This window comes from Sphingomonas sp. PvP056, from assembly GCF_040549155.1.
Taxonomy (GTDB): domain Bacteria; phylum Pseudomonadota; class Alphaproteobacteria; order Sphingomonadales; family Sphingomonadaceae; genus Sphingomonas.
The window spans coordinates 187,131-205,722 of record NZ_JBEPST010000007.1 but is presented as its reverse complement, the minus strand read 5'-3'; the positions used below and the strand labels follow the sequence as shown (position 1 = coordinate 205,722).

General features: G+C 58.1%; 16 protein-coding genes. 1 reads left to right on the top strand and 15 read right to left on the bottom strand.

Going from position 1 to position 18,592, the window contains the following annotated elements; all coding sequences use genetic code 11:
* Positions 1–13 precede the first annotated feature (13 nt).
* The 12 genes from ABIC17_RS16710 to ABIC17_RS16655 form a co-directional block, all read right to left on the bottom strand.
* The gene (locus ABIC17_RS16710; protein ID WP_354283706.1) at positions 14–997 is read right to left on the bottom strand and encodes a M4 family metallopeptidase; all 984 of its coding nucleotides are present in this window, start codon (positions 995–997) and stop codon (positions 14–16) included.
* Between the two features lie 122 nt (positions 998–1,119).
* Complete coding sequence (locus ABIC17_RS16705; protein ID WP_354283699.1) at positions 1,120–1,887, bottom strand: hypothetical protein; 768 nt, start codon at positions 1,885–1,887, stop codon at positions 1,120–1,122.
* 11 nt (positions 1,888–1,898) lie between these two features.
* Complete coding sequence (locus ABIC17_RS16700) at positions 1,899–2,918, bottom strand: hypothetical protein (protein ID WP_354283697.1); 1,020 nt, start codon at positions 2,916–2,918, stop codon at positions 1,899–1,901.
* 381 nt (positions 2,919–3,299) lie between these two features.
* Positions 3,300–3,962 (bottom strand): ATP-binding protein, encoded by a 663-nt coding sequence (locus ABIC17_RS16695; RefSeq protein WP_354283695.1) that lies wholly within the window; start codon positions 3,960–3,962, stop codon positions 3,300–3,302.
* Between the two features lie 117 nt (positions 3,963–4,079).
* Positions 4,080–4,364: a hypothetical protein gene (locus ABIC17_RS16690; protein WP_354283693.1), complete on the bottom strand. Its 285-nt coding sequence runs from the start codon at positions 4,362–4,364 to the stop codon at positions 4,080–4,082.
* Between the two features lie 37 nt (positions 4,365–4,401).
* A complete protein-coding gene (locus ABIC17_RS16685; protein ID WP_354283691.1) occupies positions 4,402–5,694 on the bottom strand; it encodes a hypothetical protein in 1,293 nt (430 codons plus the stop codon).
* A 65-nt stretch (positions 5,695–5,759) separates the two neighbouring features.
* Positions 5,760–5,912 carry a hypothetical protein gene (locus tag ABIC17_RS16680; protein ID WP_354283689.1) on the bottom strand — a complete coding sequence of 51 codons (153 nt, stop codon included), beginning with the start codon at positions 5,910–5,912 and terminating at the stop codon, positions 5,760–5,762.
* Positions 5,913–6,921: 1,009 nt separating this feature from the next.
* Complete coding sequence (locus ABIC17_RS16675; protein WP_354283687.1) at positions 6,922–8,370, bottom strand: diguanylate cyclase domain-containing protein; 1,449 nt, start codon at positions 8,368–8,370, stop codon at positions 6,922–6,924.
* A gap of 744 nt (positions 8,371–9,114) precedes the next feature.
* Positions 9,115–9,861 (bottom strand): SDR family oxidoreductase, encoded by a 747-nt coding sequence (locus ABIC17_RS16670; RefSeq protein WP_354283685.1) that lies wholly within the window; start codon positions 9,859–9,861, stop codon positions 9,115–9,117.
* The gene (locus ABIC17_RS16665) at positions 9,858–11,177 is read right to left on the bottom strand and encodes an FAD-binding protein (protein ID WP_354283862.1); all 1,320 of its coding nucleotides are present in this window, start codon (positions 11,175–11,177) and stop codon (positions 9,858–9,860) included. Before ABIC17_RS16665 ends, ABIC17_RS16670 begins: the two co-directional genes overlap by 4 nt.
* 20 nt (positions 11,178–11,197) lie before the next feature.
* Complete coding sequence (locus ABIC17_RS16660; protein ID WP_354283683.1) at positions 11,198–12,634, bottom strand: UbiA family prenyltransferase; 1,437 nt, start codon at positions 12,632–12,634, stop codon at positions 11,198–11,200.
* On the bottom strand, positions 12,631–13,917 hold the full coding sequence (locus ABIC17_RS16655; protein WP_354283681.1) for an NAD(P)/FAD-dependent oxidoreductase: 1,287 nt from the start codon (positions 13,915–13,917) through the stop codon (positions 12,631–12,633). Before ABIC17_RS16655 ends, ABIC17_RS16660 begins: the two co-directional genes overlap by 4 nt.
* A gap of 81 nt (positions 13,918–13,998) precedes the next feature.
* Between ABIC17_RS16655 and ABIC17_RS16650 the strand changes: the two genes are divergently transcribed.
* On the top strand, positions 13,999–14,439 hold the full coding sequence (locus ABIC17_RS16650; RefSeq protein ID WP_354283679.1) for a GtrA family protein: 441 nt from the start codon (positions 13,999–14,001) through the stop codon (positions 14,437–14,439).
* Here ABIC17_RS16650 and ABIC17_RS16645 read toward each other — a convergent pair.
* From ABIC17_RS16645 to ABIC17_RS16635, 3 genes are read right to left on the bottom strand one after another with little or no spacing between them, the layout of a single operon-like run.
* Positions 14,436–15,773, bottom strand: a complete 1,338-nt coding sequence (locus ABIC17_RS16645; protein ID WP_354283677.1) for a hypothetical protein — start codon at positions 15,771–15,773, stop codon at positions 14,436–14,438. The genes ABIC17_RS16650 and ABIC17_RS16645 overlap by 4 nt on opposite strands.
* Positions 15,770–17,362, bottom strand: coding sequence for a glycosyltransferase family protein (locus ABIC17_RS16640; RefSeq protein ID WP_354283675.1), 1,593 nt, complete (start codon positions 17,360–17,362; stop codon positions 15,770–15,772). The genes ABIC17_RS16645 and ABIC17_RS16640 overlap by 4 nt, the downstream gene beginning before the upstream one ends.
* Entirely contained in the window at positions 17,359–18,525 is a 1,167-nt protein-coding gene (locus ABIC17_RS16635) for a hypothetical protein (protein WP_354283673.1), read from the bottom strand. Before ABIC17_RS16635 ends, ABIC17_RS16640 begins: the two co-directional genes overlap by 4 nt.
* Positions 18,526–18,592: the final 67 nt, after the last annotated feature.

Here is an 18,592-nt window from a genome sequence, read left to right as displayed (position 1 = left end):
TTGCCCGCCTGCATCAGATCACTCCAACTGCGCTCCAGGCCTCGGTAACTGCGGTCACCTCGGCACTGCCTGAGCCGTGCAAACGCATCGCGACGTCGATGGTGACGCGGGCGAAGCCGGCGAAGTCCGTGTTGGCCCTCGTATTGGGGTCCAGCAACGCGTTGTACCAGATTTGGCCGGCGCGGTCCCATGCATTTCCACCAAGCGCAATCGCCGCAAGATAGAACGCTCGGTTCGGGATGCCGGAGTTGATGTGGACGCCGCCATTGTCCTGATTTGTGCGAACGAAATCGTCCATGTGTCCAGGCTGCGGATCCTTACCGAGCACGGGATCGTCGTAGGCAGTGCCGGGCGCCTTCATCGAGCGCAGACCAACGCCCTTGACCTTTGCGGTCAGAAGCTCCGCGCCGATCAGCCAGTCGGCCTGGTCAGCGGTTTGCCCTAATAGGTGCTGCTTTACGAGGCTGCCAAACACGTCTGAGATGCTCTCGTTGAGCGCTCCCGACTGGTTGAAGTAGGCCAGGCCAGCCTCCTTCTCGGTCATGCCGTGGGTCAGCTCGTGACCGATCACGTCGAGCGAAATGGTGAAGCGGTTGAACAGCTCACCATCGCCGTCGCCGAACACCATCTGGGTGCCGTCCCAGAAGGCGTTGTCATAGTCCTGGTCGTAGTGAACCGTGGCATCGAGCGGCATGCCGGCATCGTCGATCGAGTTGCGCTGATACGCTTCCCAGAACAGCGCGAACGTCGCGCCAAGCCCGTCATAGGCCTCATCGACGGCAATATCGCCGGTGGGGGCGTCGCCCTCGCGCCGCACCACGGTCGCACCCGGTGCCTCGGGCTCACCGCCCGCGTCGCGGATCGTCCGGAGCGGGCTCGGGCTCAGGATGTTGCCCGCCGCGGCGCGACGCCGTGCGACCGCGCCAGTGACAGGTCCAGCGGTGCTGGCTCGGACAAGCCGCATAGTCGGATCAACGAGCAGGCTGCGGATCGCCATTGCACGCAGTTCGGGCGAGCCGTTTTCAGCAATCTGCGACAGGATGTAGGGCGGCAGGATGCAGTGAAGCGAATGACGGTGGGTGGAACTGCACATGGTCGTATCTCCTGGGTGAGTTTGGGTCAGCGGCGGGCGCGGCGTAGGACAAAGGGGACGAGTGCGACCCACATGATGGTGATGAAGGCGAGGACCTGGCCGGTCTGCTCGGGTCCGCCTGGTAGGTAGCCAAACCCGCCGAGAGAGGCCGCGTAGAGCTCGAACGAGATCACCGAGACCCCGATCGCCACCACATCGGCATCTCCCCCTCTTTCCTCCTGCGTTCCGAACCAGCGGAGCACGATGATGAAAAGGGTTATGACGGCGATCAGTATCAGGCGGATGGCGACGTCGCCGGCTGCTATGCCTATCGCCAGTGGGTAGAGTGTCACCGCCTCGACCGGGAACAGCTTTATGAGGCTGGCATAGTAGGGTTCGGACGCCGGCGCTGGATTTGGGCGACGCCCTCCCCTCACCGACGCCGCGAATCCGCTGCGCAGTCGCAGCGTGCCGCGCAAGGCAGGCCTTGCCGATGTGCTGCCCTGCCCGTCCAACGCCGCAATCGCTCGCTGCACGGCTTCGGCATAGCGCAGCACCGTCGCTTCGCTGGGGGCGAGCGCGGTGCCGATCGCCTTGGCCTGTTCGCAGCGGTCGAGAACCGTAGCAAACACCGGCCGATCACCGTCGTCGCCGCTATGCTGAGTGGCAAACCGGTCGCTGGCACTGCCAAGGGCCGTGCGAAGTCCGAAAATGGTGTCGAAGAAGCGCGGTAGGAAGCGCGGATCGACGGTGAACGCCTGCAGCTGGTCGATTAGGAAGTCGGCTGCTTCCATGGCCTGAGTGAAGGTCGTCATCGAAATCCTCCTCAGGCGGGGCTTGCGAGCGAGGCGATCAGGCCAAGCGCGCGAGTGATGCGGTCGATATTGAGGCGGGATGCGGCGCGCCGCTGCGCCGGTGTCAGCCGGGCGGCGAGCGCGTCGCGCAGGCTTGCCTGTGCCTTGGCGGCGAGGTCGATGGCGTCGGTAACCTGTGCAGCGCGGGCCGTTCCGTCCTTCGCGGCCTCACGAGCGGCGAACACACGCCCGGCGAGCTGCTCGCGCTGGTCGGCTGACAAGCTTTTCCGGTTGCGAATGTACGTCCGGAATAGGGCATTGCCGTAGAGGTCGTCAGCGTTGCGCGCCGCTCCCCTGCCCCAGGTCGTGACTTGCGCCGAAAGGGACGCAAGCGCGCGGTCGACAACGGCCCCGCGCTCGACAACGAGAGCACGCACGTCGCGCGTCTGCCGCGCTTCGCGTGCGAGCTCGTCGGCAAAGGCGATCAGCGCGACAAGGCTCTTGCCCTGCTCACTGGCAATCGCCGCGTTGACGTTGGGCAAGTCCGTGCCGGCGACGAAGTTGCTGAAGCGGGCAAGGCGGTCTGCCTGGTCGGCAAAGGCGGTTACCTCTGCCGAGACGTCCGTCTTGGGCGCGTTGAGGATTGCCGCCAGTGCATCGGTATAATCGCTGATTGCAACGATAAGCGCGATGCGCGGTTCTAGCACGGCGCGCGGACTGCTTCCGATGTCAACCTCGAACGCTGTGTAGCCCGGCGATGGGATTTCGCCGGACAGGCACAGCGGCGCTGCCGGGGCCGATGGCGTGATAGGCACCTGAATTCGTAGCGGTGTTGCTGGCAGGCAACTCGGATCGCTCGCGACTAGTGCAGCTGCAGCCTCTCGGCGACGTTGCTCGATCGCATCGAAGTAGCTGGCGGTTGCCGTCACGGCCTCGCGACTTCGGGTTTGCACTGCCCCTGCTGCCTCCAGCCTGAGTGCGTTGGTGGCGCATCCAGTGAGAACCAGTGGAACCAACATCAATGGTAGAACGGCATTGGCGCAGCGGCGCATGGCGGTCTCCTTCAGCCTTCGGACATCATGCCCGTGAACTTCGAATTTCCCTCCCCTTTCTGCGCCTGGGCATGCACGGGGGCCTTGGTCGCTCCGGCAGTCGCTCGTGGCGCCGCAGGGTGGTGATGGCATTGACGATACTAGTGATGAGTGCAGCGATACCCACCAGCATCGGGCCGTCGATCATATCGGTCATGTCTCCCGACTCCATATTGATCCGACGGCCTATGTTCCACCTTTGTTCTTTGTAGGACAGGTTTAAATTCAGTCAGAGCAGAATGTCCTGCGGCCCCGCAATCAGTCGGCGGACCGTCGTGCCGGTTACGGCCTCCTCGTTCGAGAAGCCGTCGAAGAGGGGCAGCTCCCCGAAGTTGAGAGCCGTCAGGCCTGCGATCGCGGCAACGGATCGCCACTACGGCTGTGCGTCGATTCCTCGCGGAAGATGCCGATCCGACAGCCGTTCCACTCTTCGACGAGTATCGCGCCCGCGAGCCAGCTTTCCTGTTCGACCGGCTCGCCGTTGAAGGTCACCGGCAACGGGTAATGTCGTGCGACTTGCCGGATGGCACCTTCCAGCCCGTCGGACCATTCCTGCGGTATCCGCACCGTGATGGCGGTGCCTCGGGCAATGGGATCTTTCGAGACGACGATCGGGCGGCTGCTTTCCCAGGCGCCGGCAGGAATGTGCGTCATCCAGCCCTGCCGTTCGGGCTGCGACCAGGATCGAATGATGACGTCTCGTCCAGCGAGGCTGAAGACCCCCATGCCGGCAGGATCCTCGCTGGTCTTAGTTTCCTCTGACCAGCCGGACCGGCCTAACGTCACGACCGCGGCGGGATCTGCAATGCCGCTGCCATCGTCGACGATGTGGATCAGTCGGTCACCCCCATTGCCGGCTGTGGTGACGGTAACCGAGCTGGCACCGGCGCGACGTGCGTTCTGGAGCAGCTCGCTCAAGACGTCGTGTGCGGATCCGTTGAACAGCCGGCCGACCTTGGCGATGGTTTCGGGTGCAACGCTGGTGGCGATCGTGGCAGGGAGCATGGCGGTGTCCTCAGGCTCGGCGGGGCCATTCCCCGCATCTGCCTGTCACCTCCCCCTCCCTCCTTGAGTCCTGGGCCTCCCCGGTCGGCCTCGGCGGGAGGCCGGTCTCACACACGTCTATTCGTAGTGCGGACGGTTTACGGGAAAGCGCTCAGGCGGCAGCCCGGTAAAGGAGAAGGCACGGAACCGACCTCCGTCGTAGAGAACAGACTCCACGCTGCGCCGGTGTCTCTGGAGACGGTCGAGCAGTCGATTAGCGCGACGCACCGCGGTAATCGCTGCTTCATCGGTGAGGTAGAAGCCGATGGCGCGGACGAAGCGGCCAGAGCTGAAATACCAGCCGCCTTCCTCCGGACCGCCATATTCGCGGTCGACTTCGTAGAATGCCACGATGGAACGCATGGTGATCTTCCTTCAATGAAAGTCGGGTCGACGTCGCTCAGGCGTGGCGGCTTTCGACAGATGCGAAGACGGACCAGAGGTGAGCCTCCGCATCGATGAGGTGATCGAAGCTCTGGCTGGTGTTGCTGACGTCGACGACCCAGCCGGTCCCATGTGTCTGGATAAAGCCGACCGAGTAGACCCGGCCCGCGCTATCCGAAGGTGGGATCGTAGCCAGATCGTGCCCCGCAGCGGCCAAGCTCTGCACATCGCGGCCCGAGACACGCCAATCGTCAAACCTGCTCCCCTCGCTGGAGGCTGTCAGATAATGGCGGGTTGCGACCGACCAGGCCGCGTTGACATGGTGAAGGTCAGTGCCAAGGGCATCAGCATCGCCATTGCCGACGATCGTCGGCGAGCGCGTAGCCTGCCACGCCTCTAGCATGACCATGTTGGCGTCGACGAAATCATGCGACGCACAGACGCCAGGCTCGATCGTCTGGTTTCGCACTCGCATGTCGCGCCACTCGGTGGGATCTAACTGTTCTGCGATGAGGTGAGCGAATGCGCACGCAAGCGTCTCAATTGCGAAATGGCCAAGCGCTTCGGCGTAGTCATCGCCTTCGTAGATGACCGTCAGTTCACCGATCGCGTCACGCCGGCTGAAGGTGAACCTAGCAGCTTCGGGAAATTCGCGCATCGCCGGCAGTTCGTAGTCGACCCAGATCTGTGCGGCCTCGCCCATCGGACCAACGCATGGTCCGAAGCTCGGCGCCGTCTCGTTGCGCCAGCTCATCTCCGACCATTCGGACGGGATCGGCACCATCGTATCGATTGGATAGTCAGGAAAGAACTCTGGCCATGTCGGCATCGCCTCTTGGGTGGCGAAACCGTTGGACAGACATACCAGACCATCGGCGGTGCCAATCCGTCGATATGCCTCGATCGTCTCGGCATCTTCATCGGCGCCGGCAATCAGTTCGGCCAACACGTAAGGCCAAGCCGATACCGGCACGCGGACGTTGAGGAAGCCGTTCCAGGTCGTGTCATCTGTGAAGCCGGGGAACGTCGGCCCCTCCCCAAACGACCACGCGATCGAGCGCATACCGTTGTGCTGCCGCGTATTGTCCAAGGCCTCGGGACCGACGTCGAGGTGCGCCAACGCCCGTGCGAAGGCGGCCTGGTGCTGAAACCGACCCAGCGCCGACAGGACGTCGACATAGGCAGACCGTGCCTCGTCAGTGTGAAACTCGTGATCGGTTGCGTCACGTGCCGAGAGATACTCGCGAGCAAGCGTTACCGGGTCGGTTCGGATCGTCTCGGCAAATGTAGCAATGTAGCGGATGCGCATGGGGAAGGATCCTGTCCGGTCTATTCCGGTCTCCCTTCCCCAACCTCTCTCCTCTTCCTTGCCGCCTAAGTGCGCACCACAGCGGCGCGGGCGCGCTCCTCCTCGACGGTTTCCATAAGCATCACCAGGATCGAAGGCTTGATGTTCTCGGTGAGGGCGCGCGTATCGACGATATGTCGGCCGCCCCCGGTTATCGCGAAGGCGTTGAATGTCGGCATCGGGTCGCCGTTGGCGCTTGGGATCGTGGTGCCACGGTCATGAAACTGGATGTCGACGAACCGTGCCGTCCCGTCAGGGCTATGGGCGCGTGGGCATGCCTCGGCAGAAAGATATTGCCGGTTTTCGGAAACATCTTTCCGGCCGTCAGGCGGCTAAGCACTCCTCCAACACAGGATCCGCAGGGCATGATCGAACTCGTCGTGGCGTCGTCATGCATGCATGTTGCGCCGGTTCGGCAAGTCGGTCTTGGTAGCTGCAGCGCGTTGCGCCGCAGCGTTAGCCCGGTAGGTCTCAATAACTGTCATGGCTGCGCTTATCGCGCAAATGGCGACGCCAGTCCACGGACGTTACCAACGAACGAACGCCTTCCCGCTCCTCCACTACAAATTGACCCAAACACGGAGCTCATAGCTTCCGTGTGCATGATGGCACGTCGACGCTCCTGATGTCGCCCCACGCGCCCTACCCGCCGGGGCGGAGGGCCCGATTTCGGTCACTCAGCCTACTGAAAGCGCTATCCATTCAGCGGCTAGCGCGGGGCAGTGTTACGTTTCGTAGTATCCTTCTATTTCGTCCAACCGGAGCGTGAGCGCTCTGCTGGGCAAATGAACAGTTAATTGCTTCCGTTCGTGTTCGGTGAAACGAGCAGCCTTAACCCGCAGATCACGGATGGCTGCGCGACCGACGACCCTGTCGCCGCCAAGCCAGCCACTGCCAAGCGCAATCTCAGGTTCTAGGATGAGGAGGCCATAAGCGTAAGGTGCGAAATGTTCGATTATGACGATGGTGTCCTTTTGGCCGTGCTCGCGGCTTGCGTTATACTCGAGATCTTTGCTTGGCGAACAGCGGGCCTTTGCCCCTCTAGCGGACATCCGCGACGTGTTTTCAGCTAGCCAACTTCAGACATTCGTTCAGGTGAGTAAGCGACCTTTGGAAGGCTATGCGGTCAGCCGAAAAGGCTTACGTACCTGTGTTGCCGTCCACGTCGCAGGCGCGCCGCGCTGTATGCTACAACCCGGCTGTCTTGCGATCGTCAATATCGATGTTCATGCCTAGCCATCGAACGATCGAACCGTCGCTGTCGCGCAACGGTACCGCATACATCTGCATCCATCGGTACGTGCCATCCCAGCGTTTAAGCCGGTACTGTGCCTCAACCGATTGCTGATCATGGACGGTATCATGCCACTTTCGCACTGTAGCGACCCGGTCGTTGGGGTGGATTGCGGTCACCCAGCCATATCCTTTCCAATCGTCATAGCTCTGGCCGGTGTAAATCCGCCAACTGAGACTGTCCGTTTCGATCAAGCCGTCCGGCGCGGTTTCCCAAGAGGCGACCGCGATCCCGTCAACTAGCAGTCGTGCCCGCTCTTGGGTCCCGTCTCCGCTAACGTTGACGGCGAAGCTCGGGTCGGTCGCGCCGTGCGTCCCAAAGGCAGTAGGGCGCACGACCAGTTTCCGTACAGCGTGCCGTTCGGCCTTCTTCCGGCTAAGCGCTGTATCGGCAGCGATCAGAAGCGCGTCCAGCGTCTGAGTGCGTGTTGCATGTCGGCTCGATCCTATGCTTGCGCCGACCTCGATCGAACGTCCTCCCAAGATATACGGCAGGTTTAAGGAATGTTCGATCCGCGCCGCTAGTTGCTCAACGTCGTTCTCGGAGGTGGTATCAAGCTGCGCCAGCACGAATTCGTCGCCGCCAAGCCGAACGGCAATATCGCCGGGGGAGCAGCACGCCTTCAGCCGCTCACCGACAAGACACAGAAGACGATCGCCCACGTGATGCCCGAACTGATCGTTGACTGGCTTAAACTCGTCTAGGTCAACATAATGGAGCGCAACCCGCCCTGGCCGTACATCCTGGCTGTTCGTGGCAAAGGTATGTGCGAGCGCAAGACGGTTGCCTAGGCCGGTAAGGTGGTCTGTCTGCGCCTGGCGGGCCAGGACCTGCCGCGTCGTAGTTTTAGCACGTTGTGACCGGTAGCGCTGGCGCGCGCTACGTAGCCCCCCCGCAAGAAGCGCGAGCAGGCACACTGAGGACAGAAGCGCGTTTATGTTTTCGCGCAGCAAGAGGATGCAAGTCGGTGGGATGACCGAAAGAGCCAAGCTCCAGCCGACGATGCACGGACGCATAGCGACGGTGGATGCAGCGCCGGCGGCATAGCCGACTACCAGAATGCCGATCGGCATCTGCCATTCCGCAGGCGGAAGCATGTAGGCCCGCGCGGCGAAGGCCCCGAAGACCGCTGCGAACCCGCAATAGCTGAGGGCGAACTGACGTTCAAACCGCCGCGCGCTGTCCGGCGACATTTCCGCACGGTCACAGATCCTTCGTCCGTAGAACAACACAACCAGCCGTGCTGCGCTTACAATCCCGCCAGTCGCAACCAGCGCCGCCAACGCATGGTCGGACGACGCCCGCACGCTCAGTGAGCCGACGATTATGAACAAGATCGTCATCACTACCGCCGGCATCCGCGTCCCGCACAGGCTCGAAACGAGTTCCACATACGTCCCCTCGGGGAGGTCGCGAACGGGCGGGCGATCGGTGGTTGTCACAGCTCTATACGGTAGGAGAACAAGATTAAGGGTTTGCCATCGTCCGATTTGATGCCCAGGCCAGTCGGCGAACAAGGCTCTTGGCGGATGTCTGCTTTCGACCGGGTATACCTGGAACCGGACACTCGCGGCCCTATCTGCGCTCTCCAGATACAGCCGTTCGTTAATTTTTCTGTTGCAATGCCGCGCGATTCAGGCTCGTGCCGGAAGGCAGAGACTGGATAATGGCTGTCGCGGGCCCGTCGAGAAAATTCTGTTACAAGAACCAGCCGCCATCCACGAAACTGGCGGCACCGGCGACAAATATAGCCGCGCGATCGGGATCTGGTGCAAATGATCGTAAACTTGTTCTCATACACATGCCAACCCGCGAGAGCAAGCGCTCGGACGGTTGTCCTGCGGCATGAAGATAGCCCAATTCACAGTTCAATTGGTGACCGTTCCTTTCCTAGCAGTCAGCCCCCCTCATTAAGGCGCGCGCCTTGATACATAGACGATCGGGCATGCCCTTGATTGGTCGAATGGCGGTAAGTAAAGTTGTCGTAGCGATGCAAGCCAGGTCATCTTGCCACGACGGGTTACCAACCGGTGCCACAGCGATTCATTTAATAGATTTTGTCTAAAAACCATGAACCCTATGGTTTGTTATAAATTAAGTCGTTTGAAAACACTCTCCGGTAATACTCTAATAATCGTCATGATAGCTCGCCACACCGGCCTGACATAGATAACATTCTTACGTGCCCTAGCTGCACGCACAATCGCATCAGCGACTTCTTCAGGATCCGCTGTAATAGGCGCTGGCAATTTCATGTCCTTCGTCATCGCTGTGCGAACAAACCCGGGCTTTACCGTTAAAACATGTACGCCACTGTGCGTCAGACTTGCTCTTAGTCCGGACAAGAAAGCAGTTAGCCCGGCCTTAGCTGCTCCATAAATATAATTGGAGGCTCGACCGCGGTCTCCCGCGACGGAGCTTACGCCGATGATCGTCCCGTTGCCTCGGCTCTCCATGGCTGCTGCAAACGCCAACAGAAGACGTGCGGGGGCGACATAGTTGGTCTGCATTACAACGTCAGCGACATCCGGACGGGCAACGGAGTCGCTCTGTGTTCCGAGCAGCCCTGCCATCATCACGACCGTATCCGGTAACAGGGGTAGCCTCTTTACCAGGCCTTCGGGTACTGGGGCCAAAAGGTTGAATTCAATCAGAACGACCGATATGGCGTAGCGCAAAATCAGGTCGCTTCTTAAGGGCTCCAGCGTGGAGACATTCCGTGCAGCTAAAATCAAATTAGCGCCGATTGCGCCATAAGTGTGTGCCAGCGCTTGAGCGATGTCAGAACGCGCTCCAACGATTAGGACGGTCGCAGCAGATTTGTTGCTATTCATAATTCGAGTCTCCGGGAAAGGTGGGACTCGACCTGGCCTTTGAGACCATAGCGCAACCGTACCTCGCGAAACTGCTCGAGCAACGGATATCCCGCTGCAATCGTGTCAGGCGCGGCACGTGAGTCCTTTGCAAGGTAGAGCCGACCGTTGTGCTCGAGCACGATCTTGTCCAATCGGTCCAGCAGATCGAGGTTTGCCTGTGTTACAGGGAAGTCCATTGCAAGGGTGTACCCTTCAAACGGAAAAGACAGGTAACCGAACGAACTCGGCCCCATGCGCTTGAGAACCGACAGAAACGACGCCTCTCCGTACTTGGCGATCTCTCTGAGTAGACGCGCAATTCCGTCTCGACTTTCCGTTAACGGCAAGACACACTGATATTGCATAAACCCTCGACGACCATAAACGCGGTTCCAGTCGAGCAGGGCGTCGAGCGGATAGAAGTACCGATAGACGTCGATCGCGTTAGTTCCGGACCGCTGGGCGCGACGGTAAACACCATTCATCAGCCGCATCGATGTGCGCGATAATGCCAATGCAGGGAAATCAAAGGGAATTCGTTTCGGGTTCGGGGGCGGGACCTGCAACGGATCGCCCCTCCCAGAAGGCCAATCTTCCCGCCCTGCGTGCGAGCCGACGAACACGACCGAACGTCCGACGGCATCTCCTGTCGCTAGGCCGTCGATCCAAGCCACAGAGTAGGGCTGTTTCAGTTCGGCCTCGAAGATGGCGAATGCTTCGTCCAAGTTTGCCGCTGGTTTTGTTTCCTGTCGTATCATACCCGTCTGAACTGGCTGCAGACGGAAAGATGCACGCAGGATCGTGCCCGTGAGCCCCATTCCACCGCACGTCGCAGCGAACAAATCTGGCATCAGGGTCGGCGAACATCGGATAATGTCGCCCGTCGGCAGCATCAGGTCGAGCCAAAGCAGGTGATTGCAGAAGGAGCCGACTTGATGATGGTTCTTGCCATGCACGTCGGCCGCGATCAGACCGCCAACGGTGACAAACCTTGTGCCTGGGGAAACCAGCGGGAACCAACCACGTGGCAAGAAGACGCTGATGATGTCTGCCAGCAGCACGCCAGCTTCACATGTTAAAACGCCATCTTCTGAATGGAATGCCAACATTCGGTTCAACCGCACCGTTGCCAACACTCCGGACGCATTAAGCGCGGCATCCCCGTAAGCGCGTCCGTTGCCCCTTGTGATTAGCGGCTTACTGCCATCATATACCGTAGCCGCCTCGGAATCATCACGGGGAACATTTTGCCGACAATCAATGATTGGATATCTCGCCCACCCCGAAAGAGGCACCGTACTGGTATCTACTCGGGTCAAACCGCCACTCCCGCCACGATAAGGATACAAAAGCCCGTAAGCAGGCTGACCCGGTCGGTGCACGCAAAGATTACCGGATCCTCGTGCAATTCGCCACGGTTCGACAGTATGAGAACGCGGCTAATCCAATAAAGAAACAACGGCTGAATTAGCCAAAGTATTGAGACGTTTGCATAAAGCCGCGTCACCTCCGGGCTCGCAATGTAAAGAGCAAGAACCATGCTGGTGGCGTAGCCCGCCGCAGCACCGAGTGCCAGCATTACAGGAAGGTCGCTCGTACGATATCCCCGCCCGACCGTCGCCGAATGTCCAGCTTTCTGCTGCAGCACCAGTTCCGAACACCGTTTTACCGTTGCCAAACTCATGAAGAGAAAGAGGCAGATCATCAGGAGCCACTGAGATTGCGCGCCGCCAGCTGCCTCCAAGCCCGCCATCACGCGAATGGTATATAGGCCGCCTAGCGTGATAACGTCGATAAACAGCTTGCGCTTTAGCACGAGCGAATAGGTGATCGTCGCCACGAGGTAGAGCACGAGCAACGCGACGAAATTCCATGGGAGTAGCATCGACAGGACGCCAGCCCCCACAAACAAGGCTCCACCCAATAGCACGCCGTATTTGATAGGTACGTCGCCCGCTGCAAACGGTCGACGACGCTTGCGATGATGGACACGGTCACTTGGGAGGTCGAGAAGATCGTTAAGAATGTAAGCGCTCGACGCTGCCATGCAGAAGCATACGAACGCCAAAACAGTCGACAAAATAGGCTGAAACGCAAAATTGTGGCCGCTGATCAGCGGGAGGAATAGGAGAACGTTCTTGGCCCATTGGTGTGGCCGCATCGCCCGCACCAGATGACGCGGCTCTACCCGACTGCGCGCAATGACCTCAGCGTCAGGAAACCGTTGATAAACTGACCGTTCAAATGAGCTGCTGTGGCAAACCGCGATTGCCAGACGTGCCTGTGCCCACACCGGAAAGTCGACAGGCTGATCGCCAATATAGTCAAACCCATTGATGCCGAATGCTTCGATCAGCGCGTTTGCTTTGTGGACTCCCGCCAGATTGACATCTCTGCTTGTCGCAAACACACCAGCGATGCCGCCGATGCGGGCTGCAAGCCGCTCTACCAGCCCCATGTCGCTTGCAGACGCAAGGTACACGGCACGCCCCTGCTGCCGAGCGGCGGCGATCGCTGCGAGAGTTTCGGAGCGCAGTGGTAACGCCGAAACGTCGAGCTCAACTGCGCGAGCCAATTCACGTTTTAGAGTTGGTCGGCCATGGGCCAGCCATCCGAACAGGCGCAGCAATTGCAATGGTTGGGACGCTGCGAACTGCATAGCAGTCTCGTATAACAGGTCTGTCTTGATGAGCGTTCCGTCGACATCGACTACTAGCGGAAGGGTTGGTGGCATTTCATGTGCAGACATCATGCCTGCCCCACGTGTGCTGCCATTTCACGTCCCAGCCGAACGCTTTCGGAAATTCCTCGGTCTTCCGGATAATAGAAGCACGTATCGGCAATCTGTAGTCCTGCAATCGGCGTCTGAATCGGGGGGATCTTAGCGGCGAAACCCGGTTCGCAAATTGGCTGAGCGTGTTTCAAGCGAGCGACGCGAGCATCGATGCGGTCCTCCGGCGTCAACTCCGGATTGATCTTGCAAAGAGCCGCGAATGCCTCGTCAAGCAACCGTTCGTCTGTCCAAGCCCACTTTTCGTTCGAAATCGGCATATAGTATGGCACAAAAACGATTGTATTGTCGAATAGCCGGAGGTTTGAAAATTCAATGATCCCAGGGATGGGTATCGTATCGTCAGTGATATTGACCCAGAAATGCGGCGTTACGGACTTCCGCAATTTGAAAATCAGGCAACATACCCCGATGTTTTTTATCGCATCGTAACGGGCCAGCCATTCTACGGGCAAATCTGGCACCATGCTCGAGATAAGCGGCGTTGGAACGGTCGAAATGACCGCATCGGCTGGAAAAACTCCCTTCACAGTTTCGACCCCCACAGTGCGCCCGTTATCAACGAGAACACGCGAGACCGCCGCACCGCAGACGACCTTACTGCCAAGCGCCTCAGTCTGTTGGACCAGCGCGTCGACTAACGTTTCCGTTCCCCCCTCAAGATAACCAAGCTTCTCTGCAAAGATGGACGAACGTGATCGGCCGATGCGCTTAATACGGGTCCAGATCCACGCAGCCGAAACGTCGTCAGCATATTCATAGAATTTGAGACGAAAGAGAGGTTCCCATAGCTTTTGATAGGTCTCTCGCCCGGCCCAGCGTTCGATCCACGTCCGGGCCGACTGAGTCTCTAATGCGTCCCAATGATCCCGTTTCGTCGAGGTAAAGGCAAACAGACCGTAACGTAGCTTTGCCATCAAACTCAAACGAGGATAGGTCAGTAAGCTGACAGGATCCCCCCACCGGTATAGCTTACCCCCCTCAAACTGTCCCATACTGGTACGACGCCATTGCAGCTTTTCCGCTATACCGAGCTCTTTCAAGAGTTCGAACGTGGGGTGGTCGGGGGTACAGATGAAGTGATAGTATCGCTCGATCGATACGCCGCCAAAATCAAAATGCGCCGCCATACCCCCGGCGACCTGTCCTGCCTCTACGACAGTAACTTGATGACCCGCTCGGGCAGCGTGATAAGCAGCGGATAAACCCATTGCTCCTGCCCCAATCACGACAACTCTCGCCATGTACGCTACCCTCGTTTACTGCCTCGCGTTATCAGCGGGACTCAAAATTGGTAATACTTCACTTTGAAGGACATCACACGAATGTCGGCACAAAACCTGACCCCATCGGCACCAACCGCTCTTTACGAATTTGGAAGATTCATTCTTACCGGTGTGACAGCGACTATTGGAAACATGTCCGTTGTTTACGGCTTGGGATACCTTATCGAATATAGGCTAGCGCTCATTGCAGGGCTGATCGTGGGGTTCGTGATATCGTTCGCTATGGGAAAGTTGTTTGCATTTAAGTCGTCCTCTGTCAGTTCGACACCACGTGAGTTCGGTCGCTTCATTCTGGTCTACACGTTTGGCGCCACATTATACTGGTTCGCCGCTAGTTTCGTCGGTCTGCATGTCGCAACGAGGTTTTTCTCGCCACGTCTGGCCGAGATCGTAGGTGTATTAACGGGCGCTTCCTTGATGGTAATAACAAGCTATTTTGGACATCGATGGTTTACGTTCGCACATGCTAACAGTCGCTAAACATCGGACGACATTCGCCACCGAGGATTGCGTTCGCGACGATGGTCTGAGACGTTGGACGGATGCCCACGGAAAGCGATAAACGTGCGCCACTTGGGGTCGCACGCATCGGCACTTCTTAGTTCCGTACCCTCCTTACCCCAGATAAGTGCCGCGACGCGTTCGACAAAACGATTGGGGGCGAATACGGTGGTTGGCTTCATCGCGAAGAGGGCCGCCAGAACCACTAAGCGACCCCATGCAACCAAATTGCCTGACGCGGTCCGGTTCGCTGGACCAACGGTCGCCACTGCGAAGAGCCAGCCGTTCACGGTAGCGAACATCAACCAACGGCCGTAATCGATCGCGAGCAGAGAGATGAACCCGAGCGGGAGAAACACGGCCAAGCCATATTTCACGAGATTGACCCGCTGGATGGCTAGCAGCCAAGCATACATGGCGGCGATGACGATCGTGCACCCGAGATAGAAGGGAGTCGCAGCGCGGCCCAGCGACTGGCACCACGAGGTTATGATACTGCGAGTCCCCGTGGTCGTCATGTACGCCGCAAGGTCACGGAGAAGCGACGGCGGCTGACTGTGCAGAATTGCCTGAGCGACGTCGCGTGGCCTAACGGTAGTAAAAATGTCCTGGGCGATCAGAATGGCAACACAGCCAATAGCGAACAAGACTGCAACACGCAGCAACCGACTTCGGGATCGATTGACGTGCGGGACCAGCAAGAGCGCTATCATCAACGGAAGCCCGAAGATCGCCGCGCTCTCATGGGCAAGAGATCCGACCAAAACTAAGGCGACGGCAACCACATCATTTCGTCTAAGCAACCCTACGACCGCCCATGCAAGACAGCCGCTGGTGAACATGTCTGTTCGACCTAGATCACTGCCCCAGCCCCAAAACAACTGCGGAGAAACAAAAAGAACGGCAGCCATCCAGAACGCGCACCGACGGTTTTCCGTCAATATAGCTCGTAGCAGCAGAGCCATTGGAATCGCTAGCCATACTGCCGACAGGAAATGAAAAACAATAAGTTGATGCACACAGTTGCTTAGAGACGACTGATGCAGAGCTGACAGGATCGTTCCGCCTAACCCTCGTCGAATGAACCCATGCTGTTGATAATTAATTGCGAGGACGCCAAGGTTGTACGCCGCATTGGCGGCACCAAGTGCGGTGTCATTGAAGGTCTGGCAAGATTGTGGTCCGTTTAGGACAGCTGCCTTGATGGACTTTCGACACGCGAGAACCGGCAGTCCTACGATAAGGCCAGCGGCCAGCACGCCGGTTAAAGCTGCATTTGGTCGCTGACGAGATGATATAGGAAGCGCGTTCATTGTCCCGACATATTCCGCGCGTCACGGTCATGGAGCCAACGGTAGAAAGGATCGTGAAACGGATCCTCCCCAATCGCTAGGATCCGCGGCGGCGGTCGCAACCCGGGCGTTCCAGCCGCCACCCAATCATCGAAGGCGCCGTGGTACTCTGCCCAATGCTTAGGGCCAGCCACTCGATCATAGGGAATTCCGCTAGCGACCGCCTCGTCTGCCGCGTCCCAGACACGTTGTTGCGCATCAAAGTTTTGCCGGGTTAGGCCTAGAACACCGAAAAGCAGCAACAGCGACCATGCGATTGTGGTGGCAGACCATTTCCAAGACGGCCCCTCGCGTAATATTGAAGCGACTATTAACAGCAGGAATGGTAGCAAGGCGACTACGTAGGTATCATTCAGTTGAACGTATATGAACACCAATCCGAACATCGTGACCCCAGTTCCCGCGATTAACAACGTACCTGCATCAGGCCGGTGCTCTGGAAGCAGTCTTTGGGCCGAAAATAATAAGAATGCTAACGGGGCAATTGCTACATACCCGGCAAGATCGAGCAGACGCTGCAGACTGTGGCTCGCCCATGGCTGAGAGGGAATAACCCAGATTATGCCAAGCGCCGGCCATACTGGGCCGGAAACGATGCCCTGACGGACTGTCAGCGTAGAATTGAGCGAAAGCCCTATTCCGGCGTATATCATGAGAAGTATGGTAAGGAATGCGGCACGCGTGCGAACTTGAGGCGAACTGTTCTGAAATCGAAAAACCCCAGCACCGACAACGAGCGGCATCAAAGGAAGCAAGTAAAGCGCAGAATATTGTACCCACACCGCACTCCGCCAGATTGCCTCTTTAGCGAGGGCATGGATCGGCTGAGTAAGCAAAACGTGTTGTTCGGCCAGACGGTAGGCTTGGGTTACGTTGGGTTCCCCAGCCCCCATCCACAGTTGCCAACCTGCAAGAAGGCTAGGCAGTCCAGTCGCAAGTAAGAACGTGGCCAACGACGGTCGGTGGGTCCGCGACGACAGGGCAACCGCTATCACCCAACCCGCGAGAAGCGCAATCCCAAACTGCCGTGTTCCAATCGATCCAGCAGCGGCGACTGACCCTGCTAAAATGTATAACGATCGGCGCTGCGCGAGGCCGGCTTTATACAACGCGAGGGACAGGGTGAGCCAAGCAAGAAACTGTATGTCTGACATGAATGTGAACGATAATATTGCGGCTACCGGACTGGCAAACAGTGCCAACGCTAAGACCATGGCATCCGCCGGGCGACATCCACATGCTTCCGCCAAACGACGGAACGACAATAGCAATACGATCAGAAAAATAAGCGTCGTAAGCCGAAGGAGAGTAAGGGAGTAGCCGAAAACCTTCGCTAATCCGGCCGCGACCCCAATCTGCACTGGCATGTTTGCTGCTGACCATTGGTCGAGTTGATACCGCCCCGTTGTCAGCAGATTTTCAACAGAACGGGCGTAGGCCCACCCATCGTCCCAAGTAAGAAGTTCGCGCAGCGGATTGACAATGAGTGCTGCCGCCAATACTATTCCTAAAAGAAATACGTCGCGAGCCGCGAGCTTGCCCGCGATCATCGTCGCACCCCCTGCTCGCGCTGCAACTGAACCTCAGCGGTCTGGATATAGCGTTCCCATCCTGGATCGCAGGTGTCCATCCACACCCTGAGAGAGACTGGGTCACCTAAACTAGCACTTAGAGCAATACGATCAAGCATCGGGTTGATGTTATTGTGCTTTGTTGTTCCCATAAAAAGCAGGATTGTAAGGATTACCGAGCCTTGCGCGATCACGCCGTTACGCAACGAATCACCTTCTGGTTTCCGCAACAAATAAAAAGCCGAGATCAGCCAACCACACAAAACGCTTAGTTTAAGCCAACGCCCCGTGTCGTTGGCAATCAGCATCATAAATACTGCTGGTACGCACATCACGATAAAGGCGGTAGTCGGACGGCGGCGTAATGGTAATATTAGTGCGTATCCAATCAACACTGCAAGACAGCTAGCGAACTGAAGCCAATAAGCTTTATTCATTTCAAAGTTATAACATATAGCGGTCTTGAGAGCGTCTGGGCCCGCGACTGCCATATATATTGCTATGTCCCGATATAGCCGATGAACGGGATCGTCGGTTAACACTGGTGTTTCGCGAAGCATGTGATTGGCGAGAGTAAGGTTGGATACTCCGAACCCCATTTGCAGAAAAATAATTGAAGCGATTCCTGCTGCCGCGATGCCAGTCAGCCGCGTCACTTGTTGACGGTTAAGTACTCCAGCACGCCAGTCCTCCGCCAGCATCGCAGCTAGCAGTGGAAGTCCAAACACCACGGCAGTCTCGTGAACCAGCAATCCGCAAAGGATAGCACTGACCGCTAGCATCCGTCTCTGGTCAACCCATGCCACGACGGCGATGGCTAACCACCCAGCCACGAACAGGTCGGTTCTACTCAGGTCACGTGCCCAACCAAAAAACGTTTGTGGCGATAGTGCCAGAACGGCAGCAAAGTAGATCGCTTGCCTAGCGTTCAGAGCAACGGCTACTCGCTTTAGCAATGAAAGGATTGGCACCATGAACCATGTAACAGAAAAAGCAATAAACAGAATTATACTGTTATTCCAGTTACCTGACAGCGCCTTCGCTATCGTTCCGCCAAGGCCGCGGCGCACAAACCCATCGCTGTAGAAGTTCGCTGCGAGTACCGTGCGACTATAAATCTCGGCGTCGGCTATATAGCTCAACGCACCGCGCAAGCCGTGAGACCTAATCACGTCGATATAAGGACGAACCAATAGGCAAAGGGTTACG